This is a genomic window from Streptococcus sp. 1F3, from assembly GCF_054968985.1.
On sequence record NZ_JBUEQR010000023.1, the window covers coordinates 1 to 21,387 of the forward strand.

The following is a 21,387-nucleotide window of genomic DNA, read 5'->3' on the forward strand; positions in this document are numbered from 1 at the left end:
AGGAAAACTCCCCTTTAGCTTCTAGTGAATTTTTGTTTTTTCACTGTCCACTATAAGGGGAGTATATCAAGCTTCTAGTGAATTTTTGTTTTTTCACTGTCCACTATAAGGGGAGTATATCATAGTAAAGGGAGGATTTTTGTCTTGTTATTTGAATAAAATTATGAAATAGATAAAAGCGATTAAAGTAGCAATGACAGAGATTACAATAGATAGTATGAGTAGTTTTTTGTCGGTAGTTTTTTCAGCTTTTTATTTAAACTTACGGACAAGATGGTAAATAAGGAAATGATGGTTAAAACATTGCTGATTATAGGTAGTATTTGTGGATTCATTGCGAAGGAATCCAATGAGGTCTTCTCATCTGCAAGAACAGTTGCGGTAGGAATCATATGGTTTCCTAATATGAACAAGTGAGAACTAAATAAGATAACTTGATTTTTTATCCAAAACTCCTTTCTAACAGGTTTCTTTAATGATTTTTATACTTTCAATATATACTTTTTTTTAAAATCAAGTCTATATTTTTAATAGCAATGGTACAAATTGTTTTAAACGTTGAAAATATGTATCTGTATCTAACTCATGAGAACAAGCATGCTATTGAGAAGAAAAAGCATGTCTATAATAAGTCAGATATAAAACTGTTAAATAACTTTGATATTGATCGTTATGTAGTGATTGATGAATACGAGAAAGAGGAGATTGTTAATGTAATTTGTGAACTTATTGAAAAATATCAGCTAGCAAATCTTTTGGAACTTGCCAAATTTGTGAGACGGTATGGAAGGAATTATGGTCTTGTTGGTATGAAGCAGGTAAATAAAATTATAGCTCCAAAATCGGGTTTGATGAGACTATATTTTGACGGGGCGCTTATCAAGCTCGAAAGAATAGGTTGATTGAAATAGAATTGGTGGACCATGATTTATAATGTTTACTGAATTGAAAGATAAAAAGACTGTAAAAAAGATTACAGCCTTTTTATTAACTTCCAGCAATCATATATCCAAATATCATTGTGATATAGAAAGCGAAAATTAAACTTATACCGAGGAGGAAAAGTTTTAGATTTTTTCCAAGAATAGATAAACTTGTGATAATTACGCCAGTGATTGGGAAAATTTCAAGTAGAATTTTGTTTCTGATGTAGTAATTTTCTCCTAGATATTGGGTAGGGGTGAGGAATAAAATAATCCAAATAATTAGAGTTATTATAATAATGTGATTGCTGTATTTAGTTTCAAATTGTTGTATGTTTTTCAACATCCGATTAAACCTACTGTTTCAAAGTATGCTTTAATAGCATTAGCTGTTCGAAGGGCAGAATCAGGCATCCATCTTCTGTTAGTTTGTATAAAGTAAATTAATTGTCTGTTGCAATCACAATTTTGTCCAGGAGACCATGGTTTATAGCATTTGTCATGTTGCATACAACCCCAATCTAAGTGGTCAATAGCGGGTTGGGTAAAGTTGTTTCCGCTATGTCCTGGTCCGCAGTAATTACCGTATACTGGGAACGATACAGAGCGGAAGTAGTTTTTCGGAGTAAAAGTTCCGTTCATATATTCATAGCTAATGTCTTCAATTGCTAGACCAATATCAAGTGCTTCACCCGAGATTCCGTCTTTTTGAGCTTTTTCTAAGTCAAAATACATTCGGTCATTGTGTTGTACAATGTAATTCATTGCAACTTTTGTTTCTTGATCCATATAGGCGATACGTTCGTCACTTGATAAAACTGTTAAATTTGATTGGTTTATTTCGGTTGGTGTGTCGGCATGGGTTATGCTATTTGTAGACATTAAAGCAATTAAACAAGCACTTAAGACAAAAATTTTTTTATGTTTCATGAAACATTTTCCTCTCTATTTTACACCTGTGTTTTTTATTTAGGATTTGGATTTGATAGTATCTCCTTTCTAACCTAAATAAGTTCCTGAAAGATTGTATCCGTTTTCATTATATCGTTAATTATCTGTTTTGTCTATTATTTTAAGGGTCTATCTAAATAATAGCGAAACACCTAAATTCCCAAAGTAAGTTCTCCCTTATTTCTTTGTCTCAGTCTAATTTCCAGTTTTTGAAACAGAGTAGAACTTACTTTGGGAATTTACATCAATATATACTTTTTTAAAAAAATCAAGTCTCTATTGTTTAGTCGCATTCCAAATAGCGACTCGTTTTGTTCCCTCTGAAACTTCTACTCTTTAAAAATCAAAAGGATACTTCGTCCACTTGCCTTGGTGAACGCTCGTTCTACCTTCGGCTTCGATTATAAGGAAATGAGCGGTGCTAATCTCATTTCCAACCTTTCACAATTCTGAATGGTGAAAGCTAGTCTACTTTTGATTTTTATGGAGTATTAGTCTACTTTTAGTACTAGATAAGGAGCTGCAGGCTGCTTCAACAGTCTAATGACTGTTGAAGGTTGGAAATCATACTGACGATAGTCAGTAACAATCGTAGAGTACGACAAAGTGAGGAGGTTAGGCAAAAACTAAAACTCTCTCGCCTCGCTTAAAATTTAGATAAATAAAAACAGCTTAGAATCAACATTTTTAATGATGTGATTCTAAGCTGTTTTCTATTTCTAAGACTTTTGACCCAACCTCGTTGGAAATAAGGAAACGGAGTTTCCACAATCCTTGAAGGAATAAAAGGGAAACGAAATGAGTATATTTCAAAAAACGAAGACCGACCAAAGACCAGTCTTCGATAAAAGTCCCAAGCTATGAATACAGGTTCTTACAAATGAACCCCTTTTTCGACCAAGCCCTCTAACTCTGTCAAGCGAGCCTCAAACACTTTGAAAGCATCGTTCAAGTAGTCTTCTGCGGTCATATCGACGCCAGCTTTTTTGATGACATGGAGGGGATAATCTGAGCTTCCTGCTTTAAGATAATCAAGGTAATGTTCCTTATCCTCTGGGCTTCCATGGACAATCTTATGAGAAAGGGCAGATGCGGCTGCAAAACCTGTCGCATACTGATAGACATAGAAGTTGTAATAGAAATGTGGAATGCGAGCCCATTCAAACTGAATTTCTGGATTTTCTTCTGCAGATAGGCCGTAGTATTTCTCATTGATTTCTGCATACAGCTGACTTAAGAAATCAGCGGTCAATACTTCCCCTTCTTGGTCTGCCTTATAGATGGCATATTCAAATTCAGCAAATTGGGTCTGACGGAATACTGTCCCTCGGAAACCATCCAAATAATGGTTTAAAATAGCAAAGCGAGCCTTGTCATCTTCTACTTCAGACAATAATTGTTCTGTCAGTAGATTCTCATTTGTCGTAGAAGCAATCTCCGCCAAAAAAATCGAATAGTGGCCATAAACATAAGGCTGGTTCTTACGAGTAAACATCGAATGAAGCGAGTGACCTGTCTCGTGGATCAAGGTATAGAGATTATCTAGTGTATCCTGCCAATTCAAAAGCATAAAGGCATTTGTATCATAGGCACCACCTGAATATGCTCCCGAACGTTTCCCCTCATTTTCATGGACATCAATCCAGCGGTTGTCAAAGGCTTCTTTCACCTGCTGGCTATACTCATCACCAAAAATAGTCAAGGTATCTGCTGCCTTTTTCAAGGCATCTTCATAAGTAAATGTATAGTCTACATCAGAGAGCGGTGTGTACAGATCATACATCTTCAAATCATCAATACCGAGCAATTTCTTACGCAAGTTGATATAGCGATGTAAAAGCGGCAAATGCTTATTGACAGCTCCTACCAAGGTATCGTAAACAGACTCTGGAATAAAGTTTGCGGCCAAGGCTGCATGGCGGGCGCTATCGTATTTGCGTAAGCGGGCTTTTAGGTTATTCACTTTGACAGCTGATTGCAAGGTCTTAGCATAGGTATGCTGGAATTGTTCATACGTACTATACAAAGCCTCATAAGCTTCCTTACGGACCTCACGGTTGCTTGATTCCATAAATGAAATATAGCTACCGTGTGAGAGTGGCACAAGTTGACCCTCTTCATTGGTAATCTCTGGGAAGCGAATGCTTGCATTATCGAGAACAGAAAAGGTTTCTGACGGTGCATCAAAGACCTCGCTAGTAGCTGCCAATACCTCTTCCACCTCTTGCGACAAGACATGGGCTTTTCCTGCCAATAATTTCTCAAACTGATGGCTATACTGCTTCAAGGCAGGCTCTTCTTCTATAAAAGCTGCCAAACGCTCTTCTGTCACTGTGAGAAATTCTGGCTCATAGAAGGCAAAAGCTTGTGAAAGGGCTGAGTACAAGCCCAAGGCCTTGGCTTGAAACTCTTGGTATTTGCCTTCACGAGTATCTTGGTCATTTTTCATGGATGCATAGACATAAAGAGTTTCCATACGGCGCATCAGACCGAGTTGTCTTTCACTGATTTCCAATAAATTCTTAGCAGAATCAAGTAAATGACCTGCAAGACCTACACTTGCTTCTACATCTGCTTGAAGGGCTGCCAGTTCTGCCTCCCAGGCTTCATCTGTTAGAAAAATAGTGGTCAAATCCCATTGGTATTTTTCCTCAATTTCATTGCGTTGTTTTGTCATGATTCGTTTACCTCCGTACCTCTTATTCTACCACAAATCCAAGACTACTTCTAACCTTATCGTGTAGGAAATCCACATTCAGACTACTTTTTACACAATCCTTAGTCTAGACTGCATTTCTTTCCCTCTTTCTGTTTTTGGAGAATGGTTTGATAAAAAGCTGGTGGGTAAAGATACTGCCCATCTTTATCGCTTTGTTGTCGGTAATAGGCATAAAAATGAGCATAATAATCCGTTAAATCCTCTTGGATTTGAACAAAGCCCTGTTTGGACTGGGGCGGGCGAACTTGGGGATAAAAATCATCCAGGTGTTTTGTCAGAAGATTATCTCCTTTTTGATACAACTGGGCTTGGGCTGCCATCCACTTCGGGGAGCGATGATAAAGTTGGCGCGCAATATAGTTGAGCAAGTCTCGGTCTTGCCTCCCTTTTAAAATGGCTGCTTCTTTCTGTTGATAGGGAAAACGCAAAATCGTAAGAAGATTTCCCACTCCCAACGGAAACTCTTTCGTCAGATACTGCAGGTGACCATGTAAATCTTCATGAAGCAAATAACGCAGGCATAATGTCTTCCCTTTTGCATCCAGCTCCCACACAAAAAAGCCTGCAGACTGACTAAAAGAGAGAAACTGCTCTTGTAATTTCGTAAGACGATTTTTCAACCATAACTGCTCCCCTAAAAGCCAGAGTACATGGTAACCTGCCCGCCGATAGGCATAGGTGCGCTCTTTCAAACGCTTAAGAGGTAAGGTAGAACATTGCACTTCCAGCACAATCCTATCTTCCACCAATAGATCTGCAATCTGTTCTAGCTCTGGTAACCTCTTTTCCAGCTCTACCTGACTATGTTTGCCTGCCCACTGATACAAGCTAATTTTTAATGCCAGGTGCTGGGCAGACTCATTCTCTGAAAAATAGTGGCAATTATTCAAAGAAATATGGGCAAAATGTGGTCGAATCACCTGTCCCCTACGCAAACGAACAGGATTGCCACAGCCTGGACAAAAAAAGTTTCTTCCTCCTACAGCCTGTGATTCAATTAAAGAAATCGACTGACCTCTCTCATTTTTTGCAACTAACATAAGCCCTCCTATCCATACTATTCGCAAAAAAAGCCGGAACAGAGGTGCCGACTTCTTCCTAACTAACACAGCCATAAAAATAAACTGTCATAGCATTCTCCTAACCAATCAGACTACCATTTGGAACTGCTGGATCAACACTCAAAAGGGTCAAGGTATCGCCATGTTCTGCGGATAAAATCATCCCTTGGCTGATATGCCCCATCATCTTGCGCGGTTTGAGGTTGGCTACGATTTGAACCTTCTTACCGACCAAGTCTTGCTCATTTGGATAGTATTTGGCAATCCCGGATAGGATTTGGCGGTCTTCGCTATCGCCTGCATCCAAACGGAATTGGAGCAATTTATCACTGCCTTCTACTTTTTTGACTTCCTTGACTTCTGCGACACGAATTTCAACCTTTTCAAAGTCATCAAATTTGATTTCTTTACGGTTCAAGGTCAAGGCAACCTCCTCTGGTGTCCACTCTTTTTCAATAGTTGGCTTCCCTGCTGTCATTTGCTCCTTGATATAGGCAATTTCTTCTTCCATGTCAAGACGTGGGAAAATAGGCTGCCCCTTTGCAACCACCCTTAAATCTCTTGGGAGTTCAGCAAATGCTAACTCTTCCAGACTGCTTACCTTTTTCATCCCCAATTGCTCTAAGATAGCAGCACTCGTTGCCATCATAAATGGCTCAATCAAATGGGCTACTACACGGAGGCTTGCAACTAAGTGGCTCATGACAGAAGCTAATTCTGCTCGTTTTTCCTCCTCTTTTGCCAACAGCCACGGTGCCGTTTCATCGATATACTTATTCGTCCGAGAAATCAAGGTCCAGATAGCTTCCAAGGCACGCGGATAATCCACCGCATTCATTTGCTTGTGGTAGTCAGCGATAGACCTTGCTGCCACGCTTGCTAAGTCTTCATCAAAAGCAGTGACATTTGCTGCATAGGCAGGGACTTGTCCGTCAAAGTATTTATTGACCATAGCTACTGTCCGGTTGAGGAGGTTTCCTAGATCATTCGCTAGTTCATAGTTGATACGTCCCACATAATCTTCCGGTGTGAAAGTCCCATCTGAGCCGACTGGCAGACTTCTCATCAGGTAGTAACGTAGGGGATCAAGCCCATAGCGGTCTACCAACATATCTGGATAGACAACATTTCCCTTAGATTTAGACATTTTACCATCTTTCATGACAAACCAACCATGGGCAATCAAGCGCTCTGGCAAGGGCAAGTCCAACATCATGAGGAGAATAGGCCAGTAAATCGAGTGGAAACGTAGGATATCTTTTCCAACTAAATGGAAAATAGTGCCATTCCAGAATCTATCAAAATTCGCATGCTCTGCTTGTCCGTAGCCAAGTGCGGTCACATAGTTTAAAAGGGCATCAATCCAGACATAGACGACATGCTTGGGATTTGACGGCACGGACACTCCCCAAGTAAAGGAGGTGCGGCTGACTGCCAAGTCCTCAAGCCCCGGCTCGATAAAGTTTTTCACAATTTCATTCATCCGCCCATCTGGCTGGATAAAGTCTGGATGCTCCTTGAAAAAGGCGACCAAGCGGTCTGCGTACTTACTCAAGCGCAAGAAATAAGACTCTTCTGATACCCATTCCACTTCGTGACCAGAAGGAGCGATTCCTCCGATAACCTTGCCTGTTTCATCTCGAAAGACCTCTTCTAACTGGCTTTCTGTGAAAAATTCTTCATCTGAAACCGAGTACCAACCAGAGTATTCCCCAAGGTAGATATCATCTTGGGCTAGCAAGCGTTCAAAGACTTCTGCTACAACTGCCTCGTGGTCATCATCGGTCGTGCGGATAAATTTGTCATAAGAAATATCCAAGAGTTCCCATAATTTTTTGACCTCCACAGCCATACCATCAACATAAGCCTGAGGGGTAATCCCTGCTTCTGCTGCCTTGGTTTGAATCTTTTGACCATGCTCATCAAGACCAGTCAAATAAAAGACATCATAGCCCATAAGGCGTTTGTAGCGTGCCAAGACATCGCAGGCAATAGTCGTATAAGCAGATCCAATATGGAGCTTACCAGAAGGGTAATAAATCGGTGTAGTGATGTAAAAATTCTTTTCCGTCATATCTTTTCCTTTCAAGGCAAATGAAACCTTTTATTCTAACGCTTTATTTTATCATATTTTACTTAAATTACAAAATGGTTCTAAATGCAATTCTCCCTCCATCCGAGTAGAAAGAGAGTATCTACCTTCTCTATCAAATGTTCTTGGCTTCGTCTGTTTCTGATGGAAGGACTTCCCCTTCTATCCAGCTTTGCTATCCAAATCGGACGCTATTGCCACCACTCAAGACCAACTGTCATTGACCGTGAATGGATGGGAGGCGTTTCATGGGCTACCCTGCCACTTATCCTTAACTTTATCTTTATTCATACTCTTTAAAAATCAAAAGGATCCTTCGTCAACTTGCCTTGGTGAAGGCTCGTTCTACCTTGGCTTCGATTATAAGGAAATGAGCGGTGCTACTCTCATTTCCAACCGTTCACAATTCTTAATTGTAAAAGGTAATCCACTTTTGATGTTTATTGAGTATTAGGGATTTTTTATCCTATCACGAACAATAAAAAAAGAGCAGTATCATTCGGAAAAATTTTCTGCTCTTTTCTGAAATTATTCAGCAATAATGGTAAAATTTTTTAGGTAATTGTTCTTATCCAATTGACCGGTAAAGCTATCTCCGACCTTGATAAACGGCAACTTGTCTGTGCTATCTTCTGTTGCCTTGACCTTATAAATCTGATCTGTTGATTGGATATAGTAAACGGTTGAACCTCCAATCATCTGGCTTGCCAAGGCCTCTACCTTACCAGAAATAACTTCAGCTTGATCGCTAGCTTCTCCAGAGTCGGTCGCACTTAGTCCTGCTAAACTAGAAGCATCTCTGCCAGTTACCTGAGAAATCAAGGCCGCAACATCATTGTTGACCGCAACTTGCTGGTAATCTTCTGCATCGACCAAAGCGTAGGACTTTACTAAACCAGCATCATCTTTCAAGGATACCAGATAGTAGGCAGTTGCTGCCAACTTGACCAGACTAGGGGCAGTTGCCTCATAACCTTTTTCCTGTACTTCCCCTTCTGCCGATTCTTGAGCAGCTGTTTCCGTTGCAGAAGCTAGTTTGTAGTTGGTGATTTCACGCGTCCGCATATTGACCAGAATGAAACCAAGATTGGACGAATCTGCTGTAGCTGAGGTAATGCCTGTATAGAGATAAATATCTGAACCAATGGAAATGTAATTGTAGCTATCCGTTGTATGTTTGACACCTGTTTGACTGAAAATAGTATTCCAGAAACCATTTTGATAGGTATAGTGGTCATCAACACGGCTGATGACATTGCTAGCCGAGTAAACACGGTCCACCCATTCAGGAATATCTGCCAGACTGTACTCCTTGCTCTCACCAGTCACTGCATCCAATACTATGGCTCCAGTCGGGTCGCTAGAAGACAAACCAAACTTAGGTTGGTAGGTCGTTGCGATATAGTAAGGATTGCCCTCATCATCCACTTCAAAAGATGGTTTTCCAAAAATAGTGGTTGGGTATTGAAGACGGAGATGACGCATGGTGTCCTTCAATAAATACTCAGAATCTGAATAATGCATGGACGTACTCAGCTTGGCAAGCTCTGCTTTTCCTGTCGTCTGATTGACCTTTACATAGTAGCCAATCCCATCTTGGTGGTTGCTCAGCCATTTCCAAAAAGACTTATACTCCAAAGGAGACACGCGGAAGGGCTGCTGACCAATCGTAATCTGACGGTAATCATTCGAAATACCAAACTGGGAAACCTTATCAATGGTGCCCAGATAGGTGTCGCCTATCTTTTCAGCCGAAGCTCGATCCAAAAGAGCCAGCTTAGAAATATCGGTCTCAGGAAAATCTGCCTTGAAATCCGCATCCTCCACCATAATAACCGTAGCATAATCTTTAGCCCGGAAGATAGGGGAGTTGAAAATACCAAGACCGATAAGAGCAAGAACCAGCAAGAGCCAGAGGCGACCTGTCCAAGTTAAAAAAGCAGGTAATTTGGGATTGACATTGTAGGTCGTCACCTGACGCTTTCTACCAGTCCCTTTGGTAACCTGTTGGATAAGCCCAGCAGGATTACTAAAGAGTAATAGCAACCAGGCCAAGGCTGTCGATTGCAAGGCGAATATCCAGAAACCTAAGCTAAACACATTAATGGCTGGCAACTGATACCAGTAGTAGACTATCATTTCTAGTATGAGAGCCAGCCAGGCAAAACCTATTCGTTTTCTTTTCATACCAACCTCCACAAACAAAGATTTATTTGCTTCTATTGTACCATACTTTTAGTACTGTAACAAAAGGAAGTGAAAATTTTTTCCAGTTCCGTCATTCGCTTGAGGGGGAAATTTTTGATATAATGAAACACAGTAAAACTAGAAAAGGAACCCATATGAAACTCATCTCATGGAATATTGACTCCCTTAATGCAGCCTTGACCAGTGATTCTGCTCGTGCCCAATTATCAAAAGCTGTTTTACAAACCTTGATAGCAGAAGATGCAGATATCATTGCCATTCAAGAAACCAAATTATCTGCCACAGGACCTACCAAAAAACACTTGGATATTCTAGGGGAACTCTTTCCAAACTATGAAACGACCTGGCGTTCTTCTGTTGAACCAGCTCGTAAGGGCTATGCAGGAACCATGTTCCTCTATAAGAGTGACTTAACCCCCATTATTTCTTTTCCAGAAATCGGAGCTCCCTCAACGATGGACGTGGAGGGACGAATCATCACCTTGGAATTTGATAAGTTCTTTGTGACCCAAGTTTATACCCCAAATGCTGGTGATGGATTAAGACGCCTGAGCGAGCGCCAAGTCTGGGATGAACGATATGCAGAATATCTAGCAACACTCGATCAGCAAAAGCCTGTTCTTGCAACGGGAGACTACAATGTTGCCCACCACGAAATTGATCTTGCCAATCCTGCAAGCAATCGTCAGTCACCTGGATTTACGGATGAAGAACGAGCAGGATTTACAAATCTCTTAGCTAAGGGCTTTATCGATACCTTCCGCCACTTACACGGAGATCTTCCTCACCAGTACACTTGGTGGGCGCAACGTAGCAAGACTAGCAAAATCAATAATACTGGCTGGAGAATTGACTACTGGCTCACAAGCAAGCGCGTGGCTGACAAGGTAACGAAGTCAGAAATGATTGATTCTGGAGCCCGCCAAGACCACACACCGATCGTCTTAGAAATTGACCTATAAGGAGAAAAAATGATTACAACATCAACCACCATGCTCTATGTAGCAGACACCGAGGCTGCAATGAAATTTTGGACAGAAAAAGTCGGCTTTGTCCTCTTAGAGACAGCCGACTACGGAGAAGCTATTTCCTATGAAATTGCACCTTCACTTGATGCGACAACCAAATTTGGCATTCACGATAAAGAATGGGTAGCCAAAGCCAATCCAGGTATGAACGTCGGCTTTCCAAGTCTCTTGTTTGAAACCGATCATTTAAAAGCCGAGTATGAGCGATTAAGCCAAGCAGGGGTCACTACCAATCCAATCATGGAATACCAAGGCATGGTGCATTTTACCTTTGCAGATAATGAAGGACATTACATTGCTATAAAAGAAGCTCCCATAAAATAACACAAAAGGCCGAGATAACTTCTCAGCCTTTTTATACGCCCCTTGTATACTCATTTAGTTTAACTTTTATTCCTTCGACGATTGTGAAAACTCCGTTTCTCTATTTCCAACCTTGCCCACTTCGCTCTCAAATTTCTAGGCTCAGGCTGAAACAGTCCGCCGAACTGTTTCACTCTTCCAGATGATTGGAACTCGCTTTGCCGTACTCTACGATTGTTACTGACTATCGTCAGTATGATTTCCAACCTTCAACAGTCCTTAGACTGTTGAAGCAGCCTGTAGCTCCTTGCCTAGTACTAAAAGTAAACTAAAAACTATATCTTGAGGGAATCGAAGTCGAGCTAATACTCAATAAAAGCTCGGAAAATCGATAGGCAGCTGTTCTAACTTTAGTTAGTTACAGCTGAGAATCCTGTAAGAATAGGCAGCTGTTCTAACTTTAGTTAGTTACAGCTGAGAATCCTGTAAGGATAGGCAGCTGTTCTAGCTTTAGTTAGTTACAGCTGAGAATCCTGTAAGGATAGGCAGCTGTTCTAGCTTTAGTTAGTTACAGCTGAGAATCCTGTAAGGATAGGCAGCTGTTCTAGCTTTAGTTAGTTACAGCTGAGAATCCTGTAAGGATAGGCTTCCTTGGGTCCATTGAACCCTACGTCTGCCTCCTATTTTTGTTTTACTCGTTTTACGCTCTCGTATCTTATCCAGCTGAACTATAGCCCTAATTCCTCATACTTTGTCCGATAGCCAATCTGCAAGATTTTACCATCTTGAACGAGTAAGGGACGCTTAATCAGCATGCCGTCCTGAGCGAGCAGGTCCAAGGCTTCTTCCACACTCAACTGGTCAAACCTGTCTTTTAAACCAAGTGCACGGTAACTATTGCCTGACGTATTAAAATATTTCTTCAGCTCTAGCCCTGTCATTTCCATCCATTCCTTCAACTGGCTAGCTGTTGGTGGAGTAGCCTTAATATCAATCGCTTCAAATGTGAGACCAAGTGCTTGTAGCTCAGCCTTAGCTGCTCGACAGGTTGAACATTTTGGATATTCATAAAACAGTAACATTGTATTCCTCTTTCTTCATCAATGATTCATGCGCTAATAACCAGCGCTTTTTTTCTAGCCCACCTGCGTAGCCTGTTAACTGCCCTTGACTGCCCACGACCCGGTGACAGGGAATGAGGATGGAAATCGGATTTTTTCCGACTGCACCACCTACTGCCTGCCCAGATGCAATCCCTAAACGCTTGGCTATCTGCCCGTAGGTCATGGTTTGTCCATAAGGAATCTCTTGCAAGACCTTCCAGACAGCTTTCTGAAAAGGACTTGCAGGAAGATCTAGTGGTAGACCAGATAAATCGACAGCATGACCAGCAAAGTAGGTATCCAATAAGGTCATAGTTTGCCTAAGAATAGGATGGATTTCCATGATTGGAAGCTCTGTCACACCCCGCTCAAAATATTTTTGATCTTCAAACCAAATTCCTCGCAATCCTTTTGTAGTCGTAATAAGAGACAGAGAACCTAAAGGGGACTGATAGAGACATTTATAGTAGGTCATCTTTAAACCTCCTGTTCATATTGGACTTGCCTTCTGAATCAAATAATGGGCGCAATTCACCTTCCCCTAGTTGAAGATATTCGACACCTGTTTTCTTATCAATCCAGAGTGCTGTCACAAAATTGACTTGAAAAATATCAAAACGCTCTTTTCATTCTTTTACATCGTCTTTCCTTTTTATCCATCTTATTTCCTACTTTCAATCATACGCACCCTGATAATATTTTCATCGCTCTCAAATTGTTCTGCAAGAGCCTTTATTTTTTCCCTATCTGCTTCATCTAAGTCCAGCATTGTGTAGGCATAATCACCTTTTGAACGATTCAAGATATTATCAATATTGATATTTAAACGAGAGACGGCTGTCGAAATCTTCGCCACTATATTGGGTACATTTTTGTTGATTAAGGTAATACGAAAGGGCGTGGACAGGGGCTGGTGCATATTGGGAAAGTTGACAGAATTGGTGATTTCACCTGTCTCCATAAAGCGCCGAATGGTCTTGCCTGCTGCAATCGCACAGTTCAATTCCGCTTCCTCAGTTGATCCGCCAATATGCGGAAAGACTGTAATATGGGGCTTATTGAGCAGATCTTCAGTTCCAAAATCTGTCACATAGTGACCGACAACACCTGTTGCAATTGCGTCAAACAAAGCAGAGTGGTTCACCAATTCACCACGAGCAAAGTTGATAATTGTCGTCCCTTTTTTCATCAAGGCAAAAGCTTGTGCATTAAATAGGTCACGAGTACTATCATTTAATGGTACATGCACCGTAATATAATCTGACTGCCTGAAAATTTCTTTCAAATCATCCACTCTCTTGACATGGCTCGAAATACTCCAGGCTGTTTCAACAGATACATAGGGGTCATAGCCCAAGACATTCATTCCTAAACGACGAGCATCATTGGCAATCCGTGCACCAATTGCACCGAGACCAATCACACCGAGGGTCTTACCCGTAATTTCCTTGCCTGCAAATTGTTTTTTCCCTGCTTCAACTTGCTTGGGTACATCTTCTCCCGATAAGCTATTACTCCAAGCAGTCGCCTTGATGTAATCGCGGGCAGATAATAAAATAGAGGCAAGTACCGCTTCTTTTACCGCATTTGCATTGGCACCTGGCGTGTTAAAAACAACGATTCCTTGAGCGCTTGCTTCCTCAATCGGAATATTGTTGGTACCCGCTCCTGCCCGGGCAATGGCTTTCAGATTTTCTGGAAAAGCAAAACCATGCAAATTTTCAGAGCGAATAATAAAGGCGTCGGGATTTGCTGCCTGGTCTCCATCAATTTGGAACTGATTTCCCAATTCCTTTAGACCAAGCTGATTGATATTGTTAAAGGTTCGTACACTAAATACCATTTTATTTCCTAAAAGGGAGTGGTCTTCGTCCATTCCCTCCTCTTTCTATTTTTCATTTAATCATTTCTACCGAGTAGCCAGCGGTCATCTTCTGCAATTTCTTGGTAAAGGCTAGTCTCTTGCTTGGTTTTAATCTTCTGGTAAGCCAAGCGTTCACCGTCAATCGGCACTTTTCCACAATATACAAAACCCAATTTTTCTAAAATATGCTGCATCGCCAGATTCTTCTCATGGGTATCACAGCGAAAATCTGGCCCCTTCTGTCCCTCAATCAAGCCTTGTAAAAAGGTCTGAACCACTTCTTGTCCGCGGAAGTCCGCACGAACTGCTACACGGTGAAAAGTAGTATAGAGAAAATGATTATGTTGCCATTTACCATCATAAATCTCATTATAGGCTGGTTCATTGCCAATCTGAACGGCTCCATAGGCCGCCACCTGTCCCCTGACAAGAGCAACATAGCCACGCCCTGATAAAATATCATCAAAGACATCTTCTTGACTTGGGTAGCTACCCTGCCATTGGTCGCTGCCTGACTGGGCTAGAAAAGCACGGGCATCTTCAAAGATTTGACAAATGGCAGTCACTTCGTTGGGGTGGGCAAGTCGAATTTCCATTAGGCATTCTCCTCTTCAAATTTCTTCATAAAGGCAATCAAATCAAGCACTCCTTGACGGGGAAAAGCATTGTAGAGACTAGCTCGCATACCACCTACTGAACGGTGACCCTTGATATTTTTAAAGCCTGCTTTTGTTGCTTCCTTGACAAATGTTGCGTCAAGCTCTGGATTGGGGGATACAAAGGGAATATTGGCGACGGAGCGCTCTTCCACCTTGCGAACTGGGTTGCTATAAAAGTCAGACTGATCGATATAATCATACAAAAGACCTGATTTTTCGCGATTGAGCTCCGCCATTTTATCGACCCCTCCGATTTCCTTGACCCATTCAAAGACCAGTTTGGCAATATAAATAGAATAGGCTGGTGGAGTATTATAGAGCGATTCATGGTCTGCTTGAATACGATAGTCTAACATACTAGACAAGACTGGCTCATCATTCAAGAAATCTTCTCGAACAATCACGACAGTCACACCTGCAGGCCCAATATTTTTTTGAGCGCCTGCATAAATCATCGCAAAGTCTTCCACATTGTAACGAGCTGCTAAAATATTAGAAGACATGTCTGCAATAATAGGGACTCCATTGGTATCTGGAAGAGTGTAAACTGCTGTCCCTTCAATGGTATTATTTGTCGTTAAATGAACATAGGCTGCCCCAGAATCAATCACATTCCTGTCAAAACTTGGCAATTCTGCATACTGTATGTCTTCTGTTGACCCCAATAAAATTGGCTCAAAGGCAAGCGTCTTAGAAAGTTTAACAGCTTCCGTATATGCCTTTTTCCCCCATGAACCCCCAACCAGATAGTAGGCTTTCTTTCCACGTGCAAAATTGAGCGGAATCATGGTAAATGCAAGCGATGCCCCACCTTGTAAGAACAAGACCTTATAGTCATCTGGAATTGCCATTAAGTCGCGGAGAGTTGCTTCAGCGCCTTTTATAATATCATCAAACTCTTTGGAGCGATGTGACATCTCTAGTACACTCATGCCTGAACCATTATAATCCAGAAACTCAGCCTGTGCTTTTGCTAAGACAGATTTTGGCAATACTGCAGGACCAGCAGAAAAATTATAGATTGTCATCCTATTCCTCCAATAAAAAATGTTTCCGTTTATTATATCACAACTGTTCAGACAATTCTATATTTTTACCTTATCTCGTATATTTATTCGTATCTTATTCCCATTTCCTTTACCTTTAAAAACCCACTTCATGCGCTCCCCATTTTACACCTAGCGACTGATTCGGATATTCGATTTTAGACGAAAGCCCTCGGACAACTGGTATGCAAAAAAATGAGGTCGAAAAATTTTCCACCTCATGCTTCTTTCCCGTTTAAAAAGTCTAACCTATCTAAATCTAATAATGTAAGCCAAGCCTTATACTCTTTAAAAATCAAAAGGATCCTTCGTCAACTTGCCTTGGTGAAGGCTCGTTCTACCTTCGGCTTCGATTATAAGGAAATGAGCGGTGCTACTCTCATTTCCAACCTTTCACCATTCTGAATGGTGAAAGCTAGTCTACTTTTGATTTTTATGGAGTATTAGATAGCCTTGAGCTGACAACAACAGTAGTCAAAAGGTAACGACGAATACCACACCTAAAACTAGAAAAGTAAAGAGTAGGAAACTCCTCCCACAGCACAACTTCTAGCTCACTCTTTCAGACCATGATACAAATCATAGACTTCTTGTTTCTTGAGTTGGTAGCGCTTTGCTACTTCCTTGATTGCCTGATTCGGCTTCGAACCTGTAGCAATCAAGCTCGATACTGCTGCTACCAAGTCTAGCTCTTCGACTTGGAGGACTTCTGTTTCAGCATAACCAGATACAATAATCAAACACTCCCCTTTTAGGGGATTGTCGGCAATAGAAGTCAAAATCTCACTGATTTGTCCACGCTGGTATTCTTCATATAGCTTTGTCAATTCCCGGACAACAACAACCGAGCGGTCTCCATAGATAGCCTGCATATTTTCTAAGGTTGCCTTAACCCGATGTGGCGATTCGTAGAAAATCTGTGTTTCAGGATAGTTCTTTTTCTCCTCAAAAAAGGCTTTTTGCTGACCTGATTTTCTTGGCAAAAATCCGTAAAAAATATGCGGTTGAGGGGCTAGACCAGAAGCAATGATGGCTGTGATACCTGCTGATGCACCAGGTAGAGCAACGACTGGAATATTTTCTGCAATCGCAGCCCTCACCAAGTCATGTCCCGGATCTGAGATGCTCGGAAGCCCTGCATCTGAGACTTGAGCGATGGATTTGCCCGAACGTAGTAGTTCTAAGAGAGAAGGGATTTTTTCATGGGCATTATGTTCATGAAAGGATACTTGCCGCGTTTCGATTTCAAAATGCTTGAGCAAAAGCCCTGTATTACGCGTATCTTCTGCTGCAATGACCTCCACCACTTTTAGGGTTTCAACAGCCCGAAAGGTCATGTCCTGAAGATTGCCAATCGGAGTAGGAACTAAATACAAGGTGCCGTAGGGCAAGGAATGTTTGACTGATTTTTGAATCTGCATGCTTACTCTCTATTCAATAATTCTAAACAAAACATACATGGCTCATCGTTATCCCTGCGCTGTCCGTAAGAAAAAGTGCAGATGTGAAAGCCATCTTCATAAATATTTTCCAAATTTTCCTTCCCAAAATTTGCCGTCCGGCTCTGCTCTCTATCCTCTTTTTCCAAACGCTCCCGTAATTTCGAATTTTCTAGACGTAAATCTGTATTTTCTTCAATCACACCGCGTAAGTGTTTCTTGATTGCCTCCACTTCTGCAAGGGTGACGAGCAGGTTTTGAGAGAAACCATCCAAGGCATCAAAAATCTCCTTCTTATCCATCCTCTATCCTTTCACTTGTTTTTCTGTTGATAATAGCCAATATTCTAAGGTATTTTGCAGGCTGACGTTCCTCTGCCATTGTCGGCGAGCCTGTTGCAAATTCTCCAAATAGGTCAAAGCAGTCGAATCCGTCATCTTCTCTGCCAGCAATAACATGAGCAAGTCAAATAAGCGTGCTTGCTCTGGTTTTTCAGTTGCTAGACGAACTAGACTTCCCACTTCTAAATATGCTTTATTGGGCTGTTTTAATAACACTTCGAGCCACTTTTTTGCAACCAGCATCAACTCTAAAAAGGATTTTTGACCGGCTAATTGCTTGGCTTCTTCAATGCTTGCTACAAGACGAGCAAGTAGCTGAGCCTGCGTTTTCAACAGTCCCTCTTCTTCCAGCAATCGCTCCAAAACGGGTACATTTTTAGGAAAGGTCACAATCTGAACCCGACTTTTAATCGTTGCTAGGATTGCCTGTTCCTGATTGGTCAATAAGAAAATTCGAATATCACTCTGTGGTTCTTCCATAACTTTCAAGAGAGAATTTGCTGCATTGGGATGCATTTTCTCTGCCTCACGAATGATAAAGACCTGCTGATCTGATTCAAAACCAGATTGGGAAAACTGCTTGACCAAGTCGCGAATCGTTTCTGTCTTAATGGTATTTCCCTGAGGACTGACAATAGTCACATCTGTAAATTCCCCCTGCTCAATCAATCGACAGGAACGGCACTGCCCGCAAGGAAGCTCTGCCTCCTTATCTGTACAAAACATGGCCTGACTGATAAAGAGAGCCATCTCAAAGCTAGCAAAATCACCTGAAAAAAGATAGGCATGTGCCAAGCGACCTTGCTGTAAAATCGTCTGAAAAGTCTGGTAAATATGGGGCTGTAGAGCCTGTAGTTCTTCTTTTTTCATCTCTTATTTAAAAAAGCGGTCATAGATGACAGTAAAAGCTGCCTCTACCACTTCCTCCAAAGGCTTAGAGGCATCGATCTTCACGACACGATCTGGTTCTTGATCTAAAATAGCTAGATAACCTGTTCTCACACGCTCATGCATATCTAGGGTCTCCATGTCTAGTCTGTCCACATCTCTATTGGCATTACGAGAAATCCGTTCCAAACCTACTTCCACATCCAGATCAAAGTAAAGTGTCAAGTCTGGCTTCAAACCATCTGTCGCATACTGATTGAGCCAAGCAATCGCCTCAATATCTAATCCCCTACCAAAACCTTGATAGGCGACAGAAGAGTCGATAAAGCGATCAACCAAGAGTAGCTGTCCATCTGCTAAGGCTGGTAGAATCCGTTCTTTCAAATGCTGGCGTCGGGCTGCGATATAAAGCAATAACTCCGTCTTTTCATCCATAGCTGTATTTTGAGGATTTAGGATAACTGAGCGAATATCTTCGGCAATCGCAACACCTCCTGGCTCACGAGTTGTTGTAACCTGCCTTCCCAGTGCTTCCAAGCGTGGTACTAATTCTTGTAAAACCGTCGTCTTTCCTGCACCATCCGGTCCTTCCAATGTGATAAATATTCCTTGTGTCATACGAATCCCCTATTTATGATACTCTTTAAACCTCATCTACTAGTCGCCAAAAATCTGTTTCTTCCCTTGTTGCCAAACCTTGCTCAACTGTTGAGAAACGCTCTACCACTTCCTAAGGGAAGGTTTGAATTTACTCGTAGTTGTTTCCAGCTACCTACAAGTTTTTTCCCTATTCAACCTTCACTCTGTCTTGATAGAGTACGATCTTTTCTTTGAGTGTCGTTCATTTTATTCTACCAAAAAAGAAAAGAAAAAGCACTTTTTATTTCACGTCTCCCATTCCTCTAACAGGGATTATCACCCTATACTCAACAAACAGGGAATTGAACACGGGCTAAAAGCTCGGAAAATAGATAATCTTTCCTAAAATCCTTGATTCTGCGTCAAGATTCCTAATTTTCAGTCGCTTTTTTTACGCCCTTGGTATCTTGAGGGAATTGAACACGGGCTAAACTCTGTGCGAAAAAGATAGACTGTTGTAACACAAACGAAGGTGGGAACTTTATTTATAGAATCCCTTTAAGGTTAGGCTGAAACATGCTACTAGAACTTTTCACTCGTGGCAAACGCTCTCGTATCTTGATGTAATTGAGTTCGGACTAAAAATGCTAGAAAAAAGATGAATCGTATCGATTACCGAAGTAATCTTCTTCGATTCCCTATTTTTCTTTCCATTTTCTTCACGTCCTCACATCTTAATTGAACACGGGCTAAAAGCTCGGAAAATAGATAATCTTTCCTAAAATCCTTGATTCTGCGTCAAGATTCCTAATTTTCAGTCGCTTTTTTTACGCCCTTGGTATCTTGAGGGAATTGAACACGGGCTAAACTCTGTGCGAAAAAGATAGACTGTTGGAACACAAACGAAGGTTGGAACTTTATTTATAGAATCCCTTTAAGGTTAGGCTGAAACATGCTACTAGAGCTTTTCACTCGTGTCAAACGCTCTCACATCTTGATTTAACTGAGTTCGGACTAAAAATGCTAGAAAAAAGATGAATCGTATCGATTACCGGAGTAATCTTCTTCGATTCCCTATTTTTCTTTCCATTTTCTTCACGTCCTCACATCTTAATTGAACTCTAGAATAATTCATTTGTATATCCTTTTTAAATCTGTTAGAATGGAAATAGACAAACCGAAGGGAGCAGGGAATGCTACGATTTAAGAATCTCTTTTTTATTATGCTAGGTGCAGGGCTTTTTTCTTTTGGGCTCAATTACTTGATTATTCCAAATCATCTCTATGAAGGTGGTGCAACAGGGGTTAATCTAATTATCTACTACCTCTTTCGCATTCAACCATGGATTATGAATATCCTCATCAACATTCCTCTGTTTATCCTTGGCTGGAAAATTTTAGGAAAGCGAACCCTCTACTATAGCATTCTGGGTACTCTGGGCGTGACTGCCTGGTTGGCTCTCTTTGAACGCATTCCCATTCACATTCCACTGGAGGGAGATTTGATTCTCGTGTCTATTTTAGGAGGGATCTTAATGGGGGCAGGTCTTGGAATCATCTTCAAGGCTGGTGGTACAACAGGGGGAAGCGATATTCTTGCTCGAATCGGTCACAAATACACTTCTTTTACCATCGGACAAATCATTTTGGTGATTGATATGCTCGTATTAATGATGACTATCTTGGTCTTTCATGATCTCCGCAACGTACTCTATACCTTGGTCATGGTTGCCATTGTCTCTCGGGTCATTGATTTAATCAGCGATGGAAACTATGGTAGCAAGGGCGTCATGATTGTCTCTGAAAAATCATATGAACTAGCTCAAGCTATTGATGAACATATCGAACGTGGTATCACCCTTATCAAGGCTCAAGGTTTTTACAGTCGCAAGGAAATTGATATGGTTTATTCCGTCATCTACAAGAGCCAACTACAAGAAATGAAAGACTTAATTCACCGCATTGACCCCCACGCCTTTATCACCATTACAGATGCCCATGAAGTATTGGGGGAAGGATTTACACTCGATAGTAATAAACAACCTTTTGAAAAATAATGCTCCATAAAAATAAAAGGCTCTATAATTTCTGTAGTGGGTAAATCCACTGTATAGATTATGGAGCCTTTTTGAGTATAGAAAAAAAGTCCCATATGATTTATAATGAAAAGCGACTAACAACTC

General features: G+C 41.1%; 21 protein-coding genes. 6 read left to right on the forward strand and 15 right to left on the reverse strand.

Translation table 11 applies throughout. From position 1 onward, the window contains the following. The first annotated feature begins 288 nt into the window (after nucleotides 1-288). Nucleotides 289-417 (forward strand): hypothetical protein, encoded by a 129-nt coding sequence (locus ACVPON_RS01645; RefSeq protein WP_462875533.1) that lies wholly within the window; start codon nucleotides 289-291, stop codon nucleotides 415-417. A gap of 119 nt (nucleotides 418-536) precedes the next feature. Further along, nucleotides 537-902: a Rep family protein gene (locus tag ACVPON_RS01650; RefSeq protein WP_462875535.1), complete on the forward strand. Its 366-nt coding sequence runs from the start codon at nucleotides 537-539 to the stop codon at nucleotides 900-902. Nucleotides 903-1,262: 360 nt separating this feature from the next. On the opposite strand, the gene ACVPON_RS01655 is transcribed toward ACVPON_RS01650, so the two are convergent. From ACVPON_RS01655 to metG, 4 genes are all read right to left on the reverse strand, one after another. Next, nucleotides 1,263-1,853 (reverse strand): phospholipase A2 family protein, encoded by a 591-nt coding sequence (locus tag ACVPON_RS01655; RefSeq protein ID WP_462875537.1) that lies wholly within the window; start codon nucleotides 1,851-1,853, stop codon nucleotides 1,263-1,265. Nucleotides 1,854-2,748: 895 nt separating this feature from the next. Next, nucleotides 2,749-4,551 (reverse strand): oligoendopeptidase F, encoded by a 1,803-nt coding sequence (pepF, locus tag ACVPON_RS01660; RefSeq protein ID WP_462875539.1) that lies wholly within the window; start codon nucleotides 4,549-4,551, stop codon nucleotides 2,749-2,751. A 101-nt stretch (nucleotides 4,552-4,652) separates the two neighbouring features. Beyond that, the gene (locus tag ACVPON_RS01665; protein WP_462875541.1) at nucleotides 4,653-5,633 is read right to left on the reverse strand and encodes a competence protein CoiA; all 981 of its coding nucleotides are present in this window, start codon (nucleotides 5,631-5,633) and stop codon (nucleotides 4,653-4,655) included. A 100-nt stretch (nucleotides 5,634-5,733) separates the two neighbouring features. Beyond that, a complete protein-coding gene (metG, locus tag ACVPON_RS01670; protein WP_462875543.1) occupies nucleotides 5,734-7,728 on the reverse strand; it encodes a methionine--tRNA ligase in 1,995 nt (664 codons plus the stop codon). A 162-nt stretch (nucleotides 7,729-7,890) separates the two neighbouring features. Here metG and ACVPON_RS01675 point away from each other — a divergent pair, with 162 nt between their 5' ends. After that, a complete protein-coding gene (locus tag ACVPON_RS01675) occupies nucleotides 7,891-8,046 on the forward strand; it encodes a hypothetical protein (RefSeq protein ID WP_462875545.1) in 156 nt (51 codons plus the stop codon). Between the two features lie 228 nt (nucleotides 8,047-8,274). Here the strand turns inward: ACVPON_RS01675 and ACVPON_RS01680 are convergent, their stop codons facing one another. Continuing rightward, complete coding sequence (locus ACVPON_RS01680; RefSeq protein WP_462875547.1) at nucleotides 8,275-9,933, reverse strand: hypothetical protein; 1,659 nt, start codon at nucleotides 9,931-9,933, stop codon at nucleotides 8,275-8,277. A gap of 155 nt (nucleotides 9,934-10,088) precedes the next feature. Here ACVPON_RS01680 and ACVPON_RS01685 point away from each other — a divergent pair, with 155 nt between their 5' ends. Together ACVPON_RS01685 and ACVPON_RS01690 are read left to right on the forward strand one after the other, a co-directional pair. Further along, nucleotides 10,089-10,916, forward strand: a complete 828-nt coding sequence (locus tag ACVPON_RS01685; protein WP_462875549.1) for an exodeoxyribonuclease III — start codon at nucleotides 10,089-10,091, stop codon at nucleotides 10,914-10,916. 9 nt (nucleotides 10,917-10,925) lie between these two features. Continuing rightward, nucleotides 10,926-11,306 (forward strand): VOC family protein, encoded by a 381-nt coding sequence (locus ACVPON_RS01690; RefSeq protein WP_462875551.1) that lies wholly within the window; start codon nucleotides 10,926-10,928, stop codon nucleotides 11,304-11,306. 707 nt (nucleotides 11,307-12,013) lie between these two features. Here ACVPON_RS01690 and ACVPON_RS01695 read toward each other — a convergent pair. From ACVPON_RS01695 to tmk, 10 genes are all read right to left on the reverse strand, one after another. Beyond that, on the reverse strand, nucleotides 12,014-12,367 hold the full coding sequence (locus ACVPON_RS01695; protein ID WP_462875552.1) for an arsenate reductase family protein: 354 nt from the start codon (nucleotides 12,365-12,367) through the stop codon (nucleotides 12,014-12,016). After that, nucleotides 12,351-12,863 (reverse strand): methylated-DNA--[protein]-cysteine S-methyltransferase, encoded by a 513-nt coding sequence (locus ACVPON_RS01700; RefSeq protein WP_462875554.1) that lies wholly within the window; start codon nucleotides 12,861-12,863, stop codon nucleotides 12,351-12,353. The genes ACVPON_RS01695 and ACVPON_RS01700 overlap by 17 nt, the downstream gene beginning before the upstream one ends. Next, the gene (locus tag ACVPON_RS01705) at nucleotides 12,850-12,981 is read right to left on the reverse strand and encodes a hypothetical protein (RefSeq protein ID WP_462875556.1); all 132 of its coding nucleotides are present in this window, start codon (nucleotides 12,979-12,981) and stop codon (nucleotides 12,850-12,852) included. Before ACVPON_RS01705 ends, ACVPON_RS01700 begins: the two co-directional genes overlap by 14 nt. A gap of 68 nt (nucleotides 12,982-13,049) precedes the next feature. Then, complete coding sequence (locus ACVPON_RS01710) at nucleotides 13,050-14,231, reverse strand: phosphoglycerate dehydrogenase (RefSeq protein WP_462875558.1); 1,182 nt, start codon at nucleotides 14,229-14,231, stop codon at nucleotides 13,050-13,052. A 56-nt stretch (nucleotides 14,232-14,287) separates the two neighbouring features. Continuing rightward, the gene (locus ACVPON_RS01715; RefSeq protein WP_462875560.1) at nucleotides 14,288-14,848 is read right to left on the reverse strand and encodes a GNAT family N-acetyltransferase; all 561 of its coding nucleotides are present in this window, start codon (nucleotides 14,846-14,848) and stop codon (nucleotides 14,288-14,290) included. Then, entirely contained in the window at nucleotides 14,848-15,939 is a 1,092-nt protein-coding gene (gene serC, locus ACVPON_RS01720) for a 3-phosphoserine/phosphohydroxythreonine transaminase (RefSeq protein WP_462875562.1), read from the reverse strand. The genes ACVPON_RS01715 and serC overlap by 1 nt, the downstream gene beginning before the upstream one ends. 572 nt (nucleotides 15,940-16,511) lie before the next feature. Continuing rightward, nucleotides 16,512-17,378 carry a 16S rRNA (cytidine(1402)-2'-O)-methyltransferase gene (gene rsmI / locus ACVPON_RS01725; protein ID WP_462875564.1) on the reverse strand — a complete coding sequence of 289 codons (867 nt, stop codon included), beginning with the start codon at nucleotides 17,376-17,378 and terminating at the stop codon, nucleotides 16,512-16,514. A 2-nt stretch (nucleotides 17,379-17,380) separates the two neighbouring features. After that, entirely contained in the window at nucleotides 17,381-17,698 is a 318-nt protein-coding gene (gene yabA / locus ACVPON_RS01730) for a DNA replication initiation control protein YabA (protein ID WP_462875566.1), read from the reverse strand. 3 nt (nucleotides 17,699-17,701) lie between these two features. After that, nucleotides 17,702-18,607 (reverse strand): DNA polymerase III subunit delta', encoded by a 906-nt coding sequence (locus tag ACVPON_RS01735; RefSeq protein ID WP_462875568.1) that lies wholly within the window; start codon nucleotides 18,605-18,607, stop codon nucleotides 17,702-17,704. Between the two features lie 3 nt (nucleotides 18,608-18,610). Next, nucleotides 18,611-19,243 (reverse strand): dTMP kinase, encoded by a 633-nt coding sequence (tmk, locus tag ACVPON_RS01740; RefSeq protein WP_462875570.1) that lies wholly within the window; start codon nucleotides 19,241-19,243, stop codon nucleotides 18,611-18,613. 1,154 nt (nucleotides 19,244-20,397) lie between these two features. On the opposite strand from tmk, the gene ACVPON_RS01745 reads away from it, so the two are divergent. Further along, complete coding sequence (locus ACVPON_RS01745) at nucleotides 20,398-21,261, forward strand: YitT family protein (RefSeq protein ID WP_462875571.1); 864 nt, start codon at nucleotides 20,398-20,400, stop codon at nucleotides 21,259-21,261. Nucleotides 21,262-21,387: the final 126 nt, after the last annotated feature.

Excerpts from the sequence above, each read along its gene's own strand:
- ACVPON_RS01645 (WP_462875533.1), top strand. The coding sequence starts at position 289 with ATGATGGTTAAAACATTGCTGATTATAGGTAGTATTTGTGGATTCATT.
- ACVPON_RS01650 (WP_462875535.1), top strand. The coding sequence starts at position 537 with ATGGTACAAATTGTTTTAAACGTTGAAAATATGTATCTGTATCTAACT.
- ACVPON_RS01655 (WP_462875537.1), bottom strand. The coding sequence starts at position 1,853 with ATGAAACATAAAAAAATTTTTGTCTTAAGTGCTTGTTTAATTGCTTTA.
- pepF (WP_462875539.1), bottom strand. The coding sequence starts at position 4,551 with ATGACAAAACAACGCAATGAAATTGAGGAAAAATACCAATGGGATTTG.
- ACVPON_RS01665 (WP_462875541.1), bottom strand. The coding sequence starts at position 5,633 with ATGTTAGTTGCAAAAAATGAGAGAGGTCAGTCGATTTCTTTAATTGAA.
- metG (WP_462875543.1), bottom strand. The coding sequence starts at position 7,728 with ATGACGGAAAAGAATTTTTACATCACTACACCGATTTATTACCCTTCT.
- ACVPON_RS01675 (WP_462875545.1), top strand. The coding sequence starts at position 7,891 with ATGGAAGGACTTCCCCTTCTATCCAGCTTTGCTATCCAAATCGGACGC.
- ACVPON_RS01680 (WP_462875547.1), bottom strand. The coding sequence starts at position 9,933 with ATGAAAAGAAAACGAATAGGTTTTGCCTGGCTGGCTCTCATACTAGAA.
- ACVPON_RS01685 (WP_462875549.1), top strand. The coding sequence starts at position 10,089 with ATGAAACTCATCTCATGGAATATTGACTCCCTTAATGCAGCCTTGACC.
- ACVPON_RS01690 (WP_462875551.1), top strand. The coding sequence starts at position 10,926 with ATGATTACAACATCAACCACCATGCTCTATGTAGCAGACACCGAGGCT.
- ACVPON_RS01695 (WP_462875552.1), bottom strand. The coding sequence starts at position 12,367 with ATGTTACTGTTTTATGAATATCCAAAATGTTCAACCTGTCGAGCAGCT.
- ACVPON_RS01700 (WP_462875554.1), bottom strand. The coding sequence starts at position 12,863 with ATGACCTACTATAAATGTCTCTATCAGTCCCCTTTAGGTTCTCTGTCT.
- ACVPON_RS01710 (WP_462875558.1), bottom strand. The coding sequence starts at position 14,231 with ATGGTATTTAGTGTACGAACCTTTAACAATATCAATCAGCTTGGTCTA.
- ACVPON_RS01715 (WP_462875560.1), bottom strand. The coding sequence starts at position 14,848 with ATGGAAATTCGACTTGCCCACCCCAACGAAGTGACTGCCATTTGTCAA.
- serC (WP_462875562.1), bottom strand. The coding sequence starts at position 15,939 with ATGACAATCTATAATTTTTCTGCTGGTCCTGCAGTATTGCCAAAATCT.
- rsmI (WP_462875564.1), bottom strand. The coding sequence starts at position 17,378 with ATGCAGATTCAAAAATCAGTCAAACATTCCTTGCCCTACGGCACCTTG.
- yabA (WP_462875566.1), bottom strand. The coding sequence starts at position 17,698 with ATGGATAAGAAGGAGATTTTTGATGCCTTGGATGGTTTCTCTCAAAAC.
- ACVPON_RS01735 (WP_462875568.1), bottom strand. The coding sequence starts at position 18,607 with ATGAAAAAAGAAGAACTACAGGCTCTACAGCCCCATATTTACCAGACT.
- tmk (WP_462875570.1), bottom strand. The coding sequence starts at position 19,243 with ATGACACAAGGAATATTTATCACATTGGAAGGACCGGATGGTGCAGGA.
- ACVPON_RS01745 (WP_462875571.1), top strand. The coding sequence starts at position 20,398 with ATGCTACGATTTAAGAATCTCTTTTTTATTATGCTAGGTGCAGGGCTT.